Consider the following 14,229-nt stretch of genomic DNA (forward strand, 5'->3'; position numbering starts at 1 on the left):
CCCCACCGAGGCGGGATAGCCGGTTCGAGGTGTGGTGATCGGGCCCGCGACGTGTCAGCCCCTGTGCGCTGGACCGGGCTGCTCGGGTGGGCGGGTGAACACCACACGTGCCCAGAGGACGGTGGACAGCAGAGCTGCCACCGCGCCCAGATACAGGCCGATCGATGGACCCGCCACCGTCGCGGTCGGTGCCAGTGACTGCCGAGCCCAGATCGCGAGCACACCGAACACCGTGGTGACACCGTTGCCCGCCAAAGCCAGAGCAGCCCACCGAAAACGCCGAACCAGACGCGCGATCGAGGCCGCTACGACGGTGAACGTGAGAGTGAATGCGGTGAACAGCGTCGCCAACACGCCCGCTGACTCCGCGTCGGCGCTTTCGGTGCGCAGAAGAACGTCGTACCCGTGTGCGCCGCCGGTGTGCGGAAGCACCACTCCGAGCACGGCCGCCGACACCAGAACGAGCAGATACGGGGTGAGCCGGGTGATCACCACCTCCGGTATCACGCGCCGTTCGATGGCCTCGAACACCGACCGGTAGTGGCTCAGGTCGCCCTCGCGGTCGTAGCTGTGCGGCGGTCGACCGTTCACGCTCGGCCGGTGAGAATGGCATTCCAGTACAACGCCGGCAGTCCGCGTCTCTTGAGGAACCACATGTCGCGGCGTTCGCGGGTGGTGTCGATCAGCGGTATCGAGGGAGCCGGCTGCATCGTGTAGTCGAACTCGGCCAGAAGCATCGTTTTGCGAGAGGTGGTCAAGGGGCAGGAGGCGTACCCGCCGTACTGTGCGGTCAGTGGACGGCCGGCGATGCTCGCCTGCAGGTTCTCGGCGACCACGGGTGCTTGCTTGCGGATGGCGGCACCGGTCTTGGAGTTCGGTGACGATCCGGCGTCACCGAGGGCGAAGACGTTGTCGAATCGACTGTGCCGCAGTGTGTTCTTGTCGATCTGGACGTATCCGGCGGGATTGTCGGGGTCCGCTATGGGGCTGGCCTTGATCCAGTCCGGTGCGGATTGGCGCGGTACGACGTGGAGCAGGTCGTAGGGTAGCTCGTCGGTGGTACCTGCGCTGTTATCAGTGATCGTCACCGATCGGCCGTCCGGGTCGACGGCGGTGACTTCGCTGTTCTTGCGCACCTCGATGCCGTAGCGCGCCACGACTCGTTCGAGCTCCTCGGCGAACACCGGTACCCCGAACATTCCGGGTGTGGGCAGGACGAGGACAACTCGGATGGCATCGAGCACGCCCTGCTCTCGCCAGTAGTCGGCCGCGAGGTACGCGATCTTCTGCGGGGCACCCGCGCATTTGATGGGGCCGGACGGCATCGTGAACACCGCCGTGCCCGACCGCATCTTCTGAATCATCTGCCACGTCTTGGGCGCGAGATCGTAGCGGTAATTGCTCGAGACCTGCGGGGTGTCGATCGATTCGGCCATACCGGGCACCGAATCCCAGTCGAGCTGGATGCCGGGGCACACCACCAGGTGGTCGTAGTGGATCGTAGTTCCCGAGGAGGTGCTGACCGTCTGGGCATCCGGGTCGACCCCCTCGGCGCGATCCTTGATCCAGCCGACGCCCTGGGGCATCACCGACGCCTCGCTACGCGCACTTTCCGCGGCCGGGGCGCGGCCTCCACCGACGAGCGTCCACAAAGGTTGGTAGTAGTGGGTCTCTGCCGGCTCGATGATGCCGATGTCGGTCATTCCTGCTCGCCGCAGACGTGCTGCGAGCGAAATACCGGCGTTGCCTCCGCCGATGATCGCGACTTTGTGGTCGATGGTGTGCGCGGACATGTGGTCCTCCTGTTCGAGACACGAGCTCGGTGAGCTGTCTCGATTTCGGTTGGTGTCGGGGTGGTTCAGCTCGACGTCGGTGTGGGCGCGAGCCGTGTGGTCACGACATTGGTGGTCATTGAGGCCAGGTGCACTGCATCCACAGCAGTCGTGCTGGAAGGTCATTCCGGCGTTCGAGCAGGTGGTGCAAGGACACGTGCCGAGGTGTACGTCGCCCTCTCCTTGATTGATCGTACGGATGTACGTACATTATGAGTGAGGCTAGTCGCCGATACCGACAAACGCCACACTCGGGACGAATGAAATTTCCTCGTCCGCCCCGAGTCGGCGAGTGCCGGACGGCTGAGGAGGACATGATGGTCGGCAACCACTGCGATGTCGCTGTGAGTCGTTGCGCCTCGCTGGATCAGTCGGTTGCGATGCCCTTGGTCGCCCAGTGGAATGCCGCCCACTTCACCTCCACCCCGCAGGAATCGGAACCGTGCGCCTCGTCGCACAGAACCTCCTGAAATACCCCACGGGGTACCATGAATTCTGAGACCTGTACGAACGCCACCACGATCGACAAGGAGATTTCGATGCTTCTCGAACGCATCTACGACGAAGACCTCGCCCAAGCCGGATACTTCATCGGCTGCCAGGCCAAGGGAGAGGCAGTGGTGGTCGACGCCCGCCGCGACATCGGTGTGTACCTCGACCTGGCCGATCGACATGGCATGACCATCACCGCCGTTACCGAGACCCACATCCATGCCGACTACCTGTCCGGCACTCGCGAGCTGGCCAAGGCCACCGGGGCGGTCACCTACGTCTCAGGAGAGGGCGGCGACGACTGGCAGTACGGCTTCGAGGCCGAACGCCTCCACGATGGCGACACGCTGGCTCTGGGTAATATCACCGTGCAAGCCGTTCACACGCCCGGTCATACCCCGGAGCACCTCTCGTTCCTGGTGACCGACGGTGCCTTCGCCGATGCTCCGGGATACATGTTGACGGGCGACTTCGTCTTCGCCGGCGATCTCGGCCGCCCGGACCTACTCGACGAAGCTGCCGACGGTGTCGACACCCGTTTCGAGGGTGCCAAACAGATATTCCGCAGTCTGAAGCGGTCGTTCGTCACGCAGCCGGATCATATCCAGGTCTTTCCCGGTCACGGTTCGGGCAGTGCCTGCGGAAAAGCTCTCGGCGCGCTTCCGTCGACCAGCGTCGGCTACGAACGCCGTTTCGCTTGGTGGGCAGGGTATGTCGAGCGCGACGACGAGCAGGGCTTCGTCGACGAGATGCTCGACGGCCAACCGGATGCACACGCCTACTTCGGCCGGATGAAGCGTCAGAACAAGCAGGGCCCGGTCGTTCTCGGGCCACTGTCTCCACTGCGCGAGTACGACTCCGCAGAATTGGCACGCGCCCTCGACTCCGACGAGGTCGTCCTCCTCGACACCCGCAGCCACGATGAGGTGCACGCCGGCGCTGTCCCCGGAGCGCTCAACATCCCCGGCATCGACAAGGCAGCCTCGTTCGGTGCCTGGGTCTACGACCCCGAACGAGAGGGCACTCCACTGGTGGTGCTCGCCGAGGACCACGCCGTCGCCGACGAGCTACGTGATCACCTGCTGCGGGTCGGCATCGATACGGTGACCGGATACGTCACAAGTCTACGAGGACTCCCCACGACGACACCCGAGACGATCGGTGCGGACGAGCTGGATTCGTTCGACCCGGCAATGGTGCTGGACGTGCGCAACAAAACCGAACACGCCGACGGCCACATACCTGGCTCCGAACAGCTCAGCGGTGGCAGATTGCTGTGGAACCTCGACGGACTGCCCACAGGCGGTCCGATCGTGACCTATTGCCAGAGCGGCGTCCGTAACGCGGTCGCAGCCAGCGCCCTGCGCCGCGCCGGCTACCGAGTTGTCGAACTCGAGGGCAGCTACGCCGCCTGGGCCGCGCGCAACCTCGAAACAGTCTGATCGAACCCGCCCGAACCGGAGGCGGTCGTGCAGTCCGCCCCCGGTTCGGTCCGGTGCTCGCTCTGTCGGCTCGCCGCGCCACCGACGGTAGGGCAGACCCAGGGCGAGAAAGCCCCCGCGCGACACTCCTGATCCGGCACCGACTGGCCTGATCCGGAACCGACTGGGAAGCGACGTGATGACGCTCGCTACGCGGGCGGATTCACCAGGTTCGGCGCGATCTCCACCAGGCGCTCGTTCGTGGTGGGAAACAACTTTTCTCGAAGCGAGCATTGTCTCGTTGTGTGTCGGCGACGCCGACGGATGGTTTCTCGGGACGGGGGAGTTGCGGTCCCCGAGATCCTCGGTCGACATCGCTTCGACGCGTGGAGAGCATCACTGCCGTCCGTACGGATGTACGTACATTTGTTGTACAGTGGCCCCGAGGGCCAGTAGCAGGCGGCTCGAATTCGGATTCCGACACAGATCGACAGGAGGGCCTCTGATGGTTGAACCCGATCGCAGTGCCGCGCTCGACCGCTCCAGTGCGATGCCGCTGTGGGCGCAACTGCATGCCGATCTGGTCCGCCGAATCGGTGACGACGAATTCGCCGGCTCCGAGTTCCCGGGCGAGCATGCGTTGACGACGAGCTACGGGGTGAGTCGTCACACCACCCGCGAGGCCCTGCGGCACCTGCGGAACGAAGGAATCTTGATTGCAGAGCGTGGCCGGCCTTCTCGGTTGGCGGCTCCGCCGGTGATCGAGCAGCCACTCGGTGCGCTCTACAGTCTCTTCGCTGCCGTGGAAGCCACGGGTGTTGCTCAGCACAGCGTGGTGCGTGCACTCGAACTGCGGACCGACCCCGCGGTGGCCGCTACCTTGCAGGTCGGTCCCAAGGCTCCGCTGCTCTACCTGGAGCGCATCCGTATGGCAGGGACCATGCCGTTGGCGCTCGACCATGCCTGGTTGCCGGGGGATCTGGCACGCGACCTCCTGGATGCGGACTTCACTCACACGGCTCTCTACATCGAGCTCGAGAAACGCTGCGGCATCCGCCTGACCGGTGGCCGCGAGGACGTCACTGCCGTCGTCCCGGATCCGGAGGATGCGGCAGCACTCGAACTCGATTCGAAGACCGCCGCGCTGTCGATCCGCCGCTTGGGTTGCATGAATTCCCGGCCGGTGGAGTTGCGGCACACAGTGATTCGAGGAGATCGGTTCACCGTCTCGGCCACGTTCTCACCGAGCGAGGGCTATCGCTTCGTGCCGGCCACGCCGCTGCACGCCCTGTAAGCACCCACTGATCCAAGGAGCGTTGTTCATGACTGAAGCACCACCGGAAGCAGATCCGGCCGCCGCACATGCACTGATCGCCGAATCGGGAGCCATCCTGATCGATGTCCGCGAGGACGACGAATGGGCTGCCGGCCACGCCCCGGACGCCGTCCATGTACGCCTCGGCGATCTCGATCCTGCTGCCTACCCTCCTGATCAGAAATTGGTCGTGGTGTGCCGCTCGGGCGCTCGGTCGAGCACAGCTGTCGCGGCCCTCGCCGATGCCGGTCGTACAGCGCACAATCTGTCGGGCGGAATGAAAGCGTGGCACGAAGACGGCCGCCCTGTGGTCCGCGATGACGGCACCCCCGGCGCAGTGATCTGACATGATCGCCACCCTCGCGATCGCAGTCGCCGCAGGGATTCTCATCGGGCTCTCCCTCGGCGCACTCGGTGGTGGGGGATCGATACTGACTGTTCCTGCCCTGGTGTATCTCCTGGCGGTCGAACCGCAGTCGGCAACGAGCGCCTCGTTGATCATCGTCGGAATCACCTCGATCATCGCGGCCATCAGCCATGCGCGAGCACGGCACGTTCGGTGGCGGGCAGCGGCAGTGTTCGGAATTCTGGGCTCGGTCACCGCCTTCGGTGGATCGATCCTCAACCGATCGGTCGACCCGCAGATCTTGCTGCTCGCGTTCGCGGCACTGATGATCGTCGCCGCCGGCGCGATGCTGCGCCGCACCCGGCGCGGACACGATACCGACCTACCGAACCCGGCCGAGACCGCGGGAACACGCCCGAGCGCCGTCGCGGTCGCCACCAAGCCCGCGAAAGTGAAGATCACCACGTCGCAGGTAGTCAAGCTGGTCGCCTCCGCGCTCGTCGTCGGCTTCCTCACCGGGTTTCTGGGAGTGGGCGGCGGCTTCCTCATCGTCCCCGCTCTGGTTCTGGCACTGGGCTATTCGATGCCCGTCGCGGTCGGAACGTCACTGGTGATCATCTCGATCACCAGTGCGGGGGCCTTCACCGAGCGTCTCGGCACGGGTGCCACCATCCCGTGGGAGATCGTCGTACCGTTCACCCTCGCGGCAATTGCAGGCTCGTTCGCAGGAAAAGTCATCAGCGACAGAGTCTCTGCCACCACGCTCACCCGTAGCTTCGCCGCCTTGTTGCTCGTCGTGGCCGTCTACGTCACCGTCCAGGCCTCCATGGCCCTGTAACGCACATCGTTGTGCATCACTGAGCCTATTTCGGCGCACGCAAATGCGGCGCATCGCACACCCGGATCGAGGAGATCGTCGATGACCGCACTGATTCCCCGCCCTGAGGCGGCCAGGCCGTATCCGATGCGTCACGAGCCGAAGGGCTCGACGCTGTTCCAATTGGTGACCACCACCGATCACAAGACGATCGGGAAGATGTATCTGGTCACCTCGTTCGGATTGTTCCTCATCGGCGGGTTGATGGCGCTGCTCATGCGCACCGAACTCGCGGTACCGGGGTTGCAGTTCCTGTCCAACGAGCAGTACAACCAGCTGTTCACCATGCACGGCACGATCATGCTGTTGCTCTACGCCGTCCCGGTTGCGTACGGATTCGCCAATTACATTCTGCCGCTGCAGATCGGGGCACCGGACGTCGCGTTCCCGCGACTCAACGCGTTCGCGTACTGGCTGTATGTCTTCGGATCGCTGATCGTGCTCGCCGGGTTCATCACCCCGGGAGGTGCCGCGGACTTCGGGTGGACCGCCTATACGCCGCTGACGAGTGCACTGCATTCCCCCGGCGTCGGTGCCGACCTGTGGGTACTGGGGCTGATCCTGTCCGGCTTGGGCACGATCTTGGGTGCGGTCAACTTCATCACCACCGTGGTGTGCCTGCGCGCACCCGGCATGACGATGTTCCGGATGCCGGTCTTCACCTGGAACATGCTCGTGACCTCGGTGCTGGTGCTGCTGGCGTTCCCGACCTTCGCGGCCGCGTTGGCCGGGCTGGCGTTCGATCGACACTTCGGTGGTCACGTGTTCGACCCGGCGACCGGGGGAGCGGTGCTCTGGCAGCACCTGTTCTGGTTCTTCGGCCATCCCGAGGTCTACATCGTCGCGCTCCCGTTCTTCGGCATCGTCTCCGAAATCTTCCCGGTCTTCAGCCGCAAACCCATCTTCGGCTACAAGGGTCTGATCTTCGCCACCCTCGGCATCGCAGCGCTCTCGATCACGGTGTGGGCGCACCACATGTACGCCACCGGAGCTGTTCTGCTGCCGTTCTTTTCGTTCATGTCCTTCCTCATCGCCGTGCCGACCGGGGTGAAGTTGTTCAACTGGATCGGCACCATGTGGCGAGGACAGGTCACCCTGGAAACCCCGATGCTGTTCAGCATCGGATTTCTGATCACGTTCCTGTTCGGCGGACTGACCGGTGTGCTGCTGGCCAGCCCCCCGATCGATTTCCACGTCACCGACACCTACTTCGTGGTGGCTCACTTCCACTACGTACTGTTCGGGACCATCGTCTTCGCCACCTACGCCGGGGTGTACTTCTGGTTTCCCAAGATCACCGGACGCATGCTCGACGAACGCCTCGGCAAGTGGCACTTCTGGACGACGTTCGTCGGGTTCCACATGACGTTCCTGGTCCAGCACTGGCTCGGCAACGAAGGGATGCCGCGCCGCTACGCCGACTACCTGCCCTCCGACGGATTCACCACCTTGAACCTGATCTCCTCGATCGGAGCGTTCATTCTCGGGCTGTCCACGCTGCCGTTCGTATGGAATGTGTTCAAGTCCTACCGATACGGCGAGGTCGCCACCGTCGACGATCCGTGGGGCTACGGCAACTCTCTCGAATGGGCCACCACCTGCCCACCGCCCCGCCACAATTTCACCGAAATACCTCGTATCCGTTCCGAGCGGCCGGCGTTCGAGCTGCACTACCCTCATATGGTCGAACGCATGCGCACCGAAGCCCACGTCGGGCTGACGGGCCACACCGCCGCTGTGCGGGCACCCTCCGAAGTGATCGCCGACGGCGTCGAAGAGGGCACCGCCAGCGGGACCTCAGGGGAGAGACGGTGACGAGCGCGCGGAGACGGCGCTCGACAGGTGCCGCTGTCCTGGTACCGGGACGGGTGTCTTACGCGATCGCGGTCGCCATGGGGTTCTACGTGCTCGCGCTGATCCTGGTGTTCACCTTCCTCGTCCCTCGACTCTCACCCGGGTCAGCGACCGCTGTCACCGCTGCCGTGGTGGCCGGCTTCGCGGTGCTGCTGATGGCGGCGATGATGTTCGCAGCCCGCACACCGCTGCATCCTGCAGCGGTATCCGTGGTCCGGGACACCGCGGCGGACCGAGAGGACGACATCGTCGAGGGGTGGGCGGTGGTCCTGGGCACCGACATCGATTCACGACGGGTGGAACTGGAAGTGACGGTGCCCGGGTCCGGAACGTACCGGTGCGATGTGCGTGCAGAACGGTCGACCGTCCGCGCACTGGTGACCGGTGCCACCATTTCGGTGTGGGTCGATCCTCACCATCGCCGATCGTTGACCTTGGTCGGGGTCGGGGTCGGTCCGAGCATCGACGACGATATGTCCGGGAACGGGAAAAGCTGATCGAGCAACCTCGCCTGCACCCCGCGGCGGCGAAAGCCACTCCAGGGTCGCAGACGTCGATCGTAACTACCCTCGACTGCCCGCCGGACGGCTGGCTGTGCCGGTGACCGACGCGAGTGTGCCTGCGCGACATCGACTTTCCCGCGACGGAGCCCCCGCTTGCCGGCGATGGCGAGTGTGGTCGTGGTGTTGCACCTGATCGGGTGGGGGCTGTTCGTTCACTACGATGCGGACCTGCGTATGCACGGTCTGGCCGGTCGGCGCGCCGCGACGGGCGAGACCACGAAGAACGACGACTCGGGTCGCAGCCCTGGCAAGACCAGGGCTGCGGACCGCGATCTACTTCTTGGAGAACATGCGGGAGAACAATCCCGGTGACTTCGGATCGGAGTCGTGCCCCTTGCAGCGATTGGACGCCGGAACGCCCCGCATCACCTGATCGACGTGTTGACCACATCCCGCCCACGTCGTTTTCCCGCACTTCTTGCACGTGACAGCCCTGCACATGAGTCTCTCCCTCGGTCGACAATTCACTTTCAATATACCCTATGGGGTATCTTTTTCCGGGTGTCGGGGATGATCGGTCATCGCGGCGGGGGTCCGCCCAAGTGGGCGACGTCGTAGACGAACTGTTCGGGTACCGCGCTGGTCCACGGCCGCAGGCCGAGTGCGGTCTTGATACCGATCAGGGCCTGTGCGATGGGTGGGCACCGGCGACACTGCCGCAGGTGCGTATCGATGCGGGCCGACGCGTCGACATCGAGACGCCCGTCCAGGTAGTCCGATGCCGCGGCGAGTGTGCGCCGGCACGCCTGGGAGTCGTTTCGCGGGTGTGCGGGACCGTCGTCGAGGGCGCGTAGCAGCTTCACCCGTGCACGGTGGATGCGCTTGTACACCGCTGCGGTGGTGAGCGCGCCGACCGCACCGATCTGTGTCGCCGTCCAGCCCTCGCCGTCGTGCAGTGCCAGGACCATTCGATCCTCGACGGTCAACGTCGCCAGCGCCGCTCGCACCGTGGATCGATCGCTGAGCGCCTGCGCGACCGTCTCGGGGTGCTCGAGGTCGCTGATCGATACATCGATGTCGCCCGTGCCCGATGGTTCGGTGCGCTGAGTCTCCGCGCGTGCGGCCACATCGCGGGCACGGTTGATCGTGATCCGGTAGAGCCACGTCGTGAGCGCCGATTCGGATCGAAACGTTCTCCGGTTGCGCCATGCGCGTTCGAGGACGTCCTGCACCAGATCGTCGGTATCGGCCGGTGATCGTGTCATCGCGGCTGCGAAGCTACGAAGAGTCGTGCCCTGGTCGATCAGATCGCGCGCGAAGCGCTCGTCGTATGCCGCGCTGTCGAGGTCGGGGCTGGGGTTGGGGTTGGGCTGTTCGCGCGAGGAGCCGTGGATCGGTCCACTTCGGCGTTCTCGCCCGTCCAACAGTGAAAGTCCCTCTACAGAACTGGAATCATCATGTCGTTCGTCGAATTCATGCGCAGTACTGCCGGGCGCGCACTGCGTATCGTGGTGGGAATCGCTCTGATCGTGGTCGCCGTCGTGCTCGGCGGTGTCGGGGGCATCGTGGTGGGAGTGATCGGCGGTGTCTTCGTGCTGACCGGGGTGATCAACGTGTGTCTGCTCGGTCCGTTGTTCTCCGTCGATCTTCGAGGTCGTCCCAAGACGTCCTGAACGGGGTGTGCGGGCGGGCAGCTCAGAAATGGGGGATCACCTTGAATGCGGTGTACCCGTCGCTGCTCTGGGCCAATGCGACACCGTTCGAGGTCACTGCTGTCGGTGCGGCGCTCGGTGATGTGCCGGTGACGCGGCCGGAGGTCGCATCGATGGCAGTCACCCGCGAGTCCGACGCGCCGTAGACGATGCCGCCGACCAGAGAGAAGCGGTCGGCACCGGGAAATTGATCGGCGGTGAAACCTCGGGTGCCGTACTGCTCGAACAGGACAGCGATGCCGTCGTCGGTGAGGTCTGCGGTGGTGATCATCGTCGCCCCGCTACTGCTGTCGGCGGTCATCACCATCGGACTGCGGCTACCGCTGATCCATCGGAGCTCGGCATCGGAGAGGCGATAGACCGCCTGGATCGGTTCGGGACGGGTCGGGATCGTCCATGCCACGACCACTGCATTGCCGGCGGTGGCGACGAATCGTGCGGTCCCGGGGATCGCTGCGGGGGGCGGGGTGAGGGTGTCGGTGGACCAGGCGGTGTTGCCGGTGTCGGCGGTCACGATGCGCGCTGTGTCGCCGTCGACGGTGACCGCGTATCCACCGGATTCGGAGATCGCACCCGTCAGGTCGGTGCGGTGTCCGTCGGTCGCCGAGATGGCGGCCACGGCCGCGGGCTTTGCTGTCTGCGAGCAGTCGGCGTCGATCAGCAGTCCGGACCCGGTCAGGCAGCCTGCAGCGGAGACCGGGCCCCATACGAGGTCGCCGGTGCGGGTATCGCGGGCGGTCACCGTGGCCGGTGCACCCGAACCGGGATCATCGATGTCCTCGGTGATCAACAGCTCACGGTTGTGTGTGCTCGTCACCGCGAACTCGTCGCGATCGGCGGGTACGTCCACGCCGAATCGTGGTGTGCCGGTGTCGTCGAGTACCTGCACCCGGTGCGAACCGGATGCGTCCGAGGAGTCGACGACTCCGACGAACCCGTCCTCGACGATGTGAGGCTGCGACAGGAACGGGATCGACCACAGGGCCGTGTCTCCGAAGCCCGGCGGCGGCGCGGCCGGCGACGACGGATGTGCCGCCGGATCGGTGCCCGTGGTGTCGGGAGCAGGTGAGGAACTGCACCCCGACGCCAGCGCGACGGCGCACAGTGCAACGGTCCCGATCACCGCCGCCGCTCTGCCGATACGGTGCGCACCCATCTATGCGGTGGTGCTGTCTCCGCCGAGTGCCATGATCGCGCTCTGCAGCAGTGCAGTGGCCCGGTCGGCGACCTCGGCCAGGCCCGCTGCATCCGAGAGCCCCACCATCACCTGGGGGTTCATCGCTTCGACGATCGTGCTGCTGCCATCGGCCCGCACCACCACGTTGCACGGCAGCAGCAACCCCACCTGCCGATCGGTGTCGATCGCAGCCTTCGCCAACTGCGGATTACACGCTCCGAGGATGACGTAGCGTTCGATGTCGGCGTCGATCTTGCTCTTCAACGTCGACTGCATGTCGATCTCGGTGAGCACTCCGAATCCCTGTTCGGCGAGTGCCTCACGGGTTGCGTCCACGGTTTCCTCGAACGGCATGTCCACGCGGGTACCGATGGCCAATTCGGTCATAGTTCGTTCGGTTCCTTTCGATCGGTTCGGGTGCCGGTCACCCGATGGTCGGTGCACGGGTGAGCAGGCGTCGCCCGGTCATGCTGCGCAGGACGCGGAGGTGCAGTCGCGTTTGCGCCATCGCACGATCACCGCTGCTGTCAGCATTGCCAGGGACACCCCGGCAAGGATGGGTTGTATCGGTGCCCACAACCCCAGTGCACCCGAGGTGCCGAGCGCAAGAAGTACCAGCTTGTTGCACACCGGACACCCGACGGCGAAGAAAGTCAGGACCACACCGAGAGCGGCGGGTGTGCCGGTCCGCTCGACCTGCGCGGGTTTGTCGATCCCGAACCACAGTGCGGTCAACAGGGCCGTGGCCAGCAGAACCGGAAGCTCCCACGCCCGCACCGGCACCTCACGGCCGAAGACCGGCGTGTCGATGATGTCGGTGGGAATGCCCACCACCAACACCGTGACCACACCGGCGACTGTGCCGCGCAGTACCCGCGCCCCCCAACCCCGGAAACGATCGGACTCGGCGATCACCCCGTCACCGGAACGGCCGGCAGCATCGACGTCGAGACGGTCGGAGGTGGCGGGCTCTGTCATCGGCTGGGATCTCCTACGAGGTGTAGTTGTGTGAGTAGGGTGACACTGTGAGGCTATACCCAGATGGGTATCGCTGCCAGTATCCGACTGCCGAAAGGTATTGCATGACTTCGACATCTCGCTCCACTCGCCGCCGCGACATCGTGCTCCTGGCCATCGCCGTCGTGGTGGCGGCCGTGCTCGTGGGAGCTCTCGTACTCGGAACGACCGGTGGCGACGAGCAGTCGGAGGCGGCACCGGACGCCGGGTCGAGCAGCGCGAGCGGACCGCCGGTGATGGGACCGCTCGGCGATCTGGCGCACCGCGAGCCCGATGATCCGATGGCCCTCGGCGACGTCGACGCCCCGGTGGTGATGATCGCCTTCTCGGACTTCCGGTGTCCGTTCTGCGCCCAATTCAGCCGGGACACCGAGCCGCAGCTGATCGACCGATACGTCGACACCGGCACCCTGCGCATCGAATGGCGAGACCTACCCATTTTCGGGCAACAATCGTTCGACGCCGCCCGGGCCGGACGCGCCGCCGCCGCCCAGGGCAAGTTCTGGGAGTTCACCCGCGCCGTCTACGCCGATGCTCCCGAAACCGGTCACGCAGACCTGACACTGGAGTCGCTGCAGAGCTACGCGCAACAGGCCGGGGTACCGGATATGGCTCGGTTCACCGCCGACGCCACCGGCACCGCATTCGACGCCGCGATCACCGCCGACTCCACCGAAGCGCAGTCGCTGGGTATCCCGGCCACTCCGGCGTTCTCGGTCAACGGAGATCCGGTTCTGGGCGCGCAACCGTTCTCGGAATTCGTCGATCTGATCGACGCGGCAGCCGGCGCGTAGGGCGGCACGATGTCGCAGATCGGACTTCTCGGAGCATTTCTCGGCGGGCTGCTGGCACTTCTCAGTCCATGCTCGGCCCTGCTACTTCCTTCCTTCTTCGCGTACGCCTTCGACGGGGCCGGCAAGCTCGCCGGCCGCACCGGGATCTTCTACCTCGGGCTGGCAGCGGTCTTGGTGCCCCTCGGTGCTGGAGTCGGGGCCATCGGCTCGGCGATCACCCGGTATCGCGAGGTCACCACGATGATCGGCGGCGTGGTCATCATCGCCCTCGGAGTGATGATCATCGTCGGTCGCGGCTTCGCGCTGGGGTCCGCTCAGAGAGCAGCCGCGCGCATCGACGTCTCCTCCACCGGATCGGTGTTCGCCCTCGGCGCGGTCTACGGGCTCGCAGGGTTCTGCTCGGGACCCCTGCTCGGCGCGGTCCTGACCGTTGCCGTCGCCGGCGGTCAGGCCGTATACGGCGGAGTGCTCATGGCACTCTACGCAGCGGGGATGGTGATACCCCTGTTCGTGCTGGCGCTGGTCTGGGACCGATTCTCGCTCGGATCACGAACGTGGCTGCGCGGCAAGGAAATCAGCATAGGACCGCTGAAAACGCACACGACGTCTCTGATATCGGGGGTGCTTTTCATCGGTATCGGAGTGCTGTTCCTGCTCACGGAGGGCACAGCGAACCTCGGCGGCGTCATGGGGGTCGACAGTCAGTACTCGCTGCAGGTCTGGATCAGCGACGTGGCCGACGCGGTACCGAACACCGCAGTGCTCCTGATCGCAGTGCTGGTGATCATCGCAGTCCTGACGGTGCGCATCGTCCGTGGTCGAGACCGCGACACCGCAGCCGAGTCCTCCGAGCTCGGTGAACGCGAGGACCGAACTCTCTGAGACGGTG

At 65.2% G+C, this 14,229-nt stretch carries 17 protein-coding genes; 10 read left to right on the forward strand and 7 right to left on the reverse strand.

The genetic code is table 11. From position 1 onward, the window contains the following. Window positions 1–54: 54 nt before the first annotated feature. Together AC1Q61_RS23395 and AC1Q61_RS23400 are read right to left on the reverse strand one after the other, a co-directional pair. Entirely contained in the window at window positions 55–591 is a 537-nt protein-coding gene (locus tag AC1Q61_RS23395) for an Rv2732c family membrane protein (protein ID WP_161121491.1), read from the reverse strand. Then, window positions 588–1,793: an FAD-dependent oxidoreductase gene (locus AC1Q61_RS23400; RefSeq protein ID WP_161121492.1), complete on the reverse strand. Its 1,206-nt coding sequence runs from the start codon at window positions 1,791–1,793 to the stop codon at window positions 588–590. Before AC1Q61_RS23400 ends, AC1Q61_RS23395 begins: the two co-directional genes overlap by 4 nt. 578 nt (window positions 1,794–2,371) lie before the next feature. On the opposite strand from AC1Q61_RS23400, the gene AC1Q61_RS23405 reads away from it, so the two are divergent. The 7 genes from AC1Q61_RS23405 to AC1Q61_RS23435 all read left to right on the forward strand — a co-directional run bounded on the left by AC1Q61_RS23405 (window position 2,372) and on the right by AC1Q61_RS23435 (window position 9,012). Next, entirely contained in the window at window positions 2,372–3,766 is a 1,395-nt protein-coding gene (locus AC1Q61_RS23405; protein WP_347873408.1) for an MBL fold metallo-hydrolase, read from the forward strand. A 484-nt stretch (window positions 3,767–4,250) separates the two neighbouring features. Then, entirely contained in the window at window positions 4,251–5,039 is a 789-nt protein-coding gene (locus AC1Q61_RS23410) for a GntR family transcriptional regulator (protein WP_347873407.1), read from the forward strand. A gap of 28 nt (window positions 5,040–5,067) precedes the next feature. Continuing rightward, window positions 5,068–5,406: a rhodanese-like domain-containing protein gene (locus AC1Q61_RS23415; protein ID WP_347873406.1), complete on the forward strand. Its 339-nt coding sequence runs from the start codon at window positions 5,068–5,070 to the stop codon at window positions 5,404–5,406. A 1-nt stretch (window position 5,407) separates the two neighbouring features. After that, complete coding sequence (locus AC1Q61_RS23420) at window positions 5,408–6,244, forward strand: TSUP family transporter (protein ID WP_161121496.1); 837 nt, start codon at window positions 5,408–5,410, stop codon at window positions 6,242–6,244. 81 nt (window positions 6,245–6,325) lie between these two features. Further along, window positions 6,326–8,098, forward strand: coding sequence for an aa3-type cytochrome oxidase subunit I (gene ctaD / locus AC1Q61_RS23425; RefSeq protein ID WP_404650653.1), 1,773 nt, complete (start codon window positions 6,326–6,328; stop codon window positions 8,096–8,098). Further along, on the forward strand, window positions 8,095–8,634 hold the full coding sequence (locus AC1Q61_RS23430; RefSeq protein ID WP_492651295.1) for a hypothetical protein: 540 nt from the start codon (window positions 8,095–8,097) through the stop codon (window positions 8,632–8,634). Before ctaD ends, AC1Q61_RS23430 begins: the two co-directional genes overlap by 4 nt. A 168-nt stretch (window positions 8,635–8,802) precedes the next feature. Beyond that, window positions 8,803–9,012, forward strand: coding sequence for a hypothetical protein (locus AC1Q61_RS23435; RefSeq protein WP_039868159.1), 210 nt, complete (start codon window positions 8,803–8,805; stop codon window positions 9,010–9,012). Here the strand turns inward: AC1Q61_RS23435 and AC1Q61_RS23440 are convergent. Further along, a complete protein-coding gene (locus AC1Q61_RS23440) occupies window positions 8,974–9,141 on the reverse strand; it encodes a DUF8730 family Cys-rich protein (RefSeq protein ID WP_085950765.1) in 168 nt (55 codons plus the stop codon). The genes AC1Q61_RS23435 and AC1Q61_RS23440 overlap by 39 nt on opposite strands. Before the next feature lie 77 nt (window positions 9,142–9,218). Beyond that, on the reverse strand, window positions 9,219–10,064 hold the full coding sequence (locus tag AC1Q61_RS23445; protein WP_182262003.1) for a sigma-70 family RNA polymerase sigma factor: 846 nt from the start codon (window positions 10,062–10,064) through the stop codon (window positions 9,219–9,221). A gap of 33 nt (window positions 10,065–10,097) precedes the next feature. Here AC1Q61_RS23445 and AC1Q61_RS23450 point away from each other — a divergent pair, with 33 nt between their 5' ends. Next, window positions 10,098–10,313, forward strand: coding sequence for a YgaP-like transmembrane domain (locus AC1Q61_RS23450; protein WP_006898201.1), 216 nt, complete (start codon window positions 10,098–10,100; stop codon window positions 10,311–10,313). Window positions 10,314–10,335: 22 nt separating this feature from the next. Here the strand turns inward: AC1Q61_RS23450 and AC1Q61_RS23455 are convergent, their stop codons facing one another. From AC1Q61_RS23455 to AC1Q61_RS23465, 3 genes are all read right to left on the reverse strand, one after another. Further along, the gene (locus AC1Q61_RS23455) at window positions 10,336–11,508 is read right to left on the reverse strand and encodes a PQQ-binding-like beta-propeller repeat protein (protein ID WP_006898202.1); all 1,173 of its coding nucleotides are present in this window, start codon (window positions 11,506–11,508) and stop codon (window positions 10,336–10,338) included. Further along, on the reverse strand, window positions 11,509–11,916 hold the full coding sequence (locus tag AC1Q61_RS23460; RefSeq protein ID WP_006898203.1) for a DUF302 domain-containing protein: 408 nt from the start codon (window positions 11,914–11,916) through the stop codon (window positions 11,509–11,511). A gap of 78 nt (window positions 11,917–11,994) precedes the next feature. Continuing rightward, window positions 11,995–12,507: a hypothetical protein gene (locus AC1Q61_RS23465; RefSeq protein WP_006898204.1), complete on the reverse strand. Its 513-nt coding sequence runs from the start codon at window positions 12,505–12,507 to the stop codon at window positions 11,995–11,997. Window positions 12,508–12,611: 104 nt separating this feature from the next. On the opposite strand from AC1Q61_RS23465, the gene AC1Q61_RS23470 reads away from it, so the two are divergent. Both AC1Q61_RS23470 and AC1Q61_RS23475 read left to right on the forward strand, forming a co-directional pair. After that, window positions 12,612–13,340 carry a DsbA family protein gene (locus AC1Q61_RS23470; RefSeq protein WP_006898205.1) on the forward strand — a complete coding sequence of 243 codons (729 nt, stop codon included), beginning with the start codon at window positions 12,612–12,614 and terminating at the stop codon, window positions 13,338–13,340. Between the two features lie 9 nt (window positions 13,341–13,349). Further along, on the forward strand, window positions 13,350–14,222 hold the full coding sequence (locus AC1Q61_RS23475; RefSeq protein ID WP_068575088.1) for a cytochrome c biogenesis CcdA family protein: 873 nt from the start codon (window positions 13,350–13,352) through the stop codon (window positions 14,220–14,222). Window positions 14,223–14,229 lie beyond the last annotated feature (7 nt).

The sequence above is a fragment of the Rhodococcus sp. MPR-R1B genome (assembly GCF_058793255.1).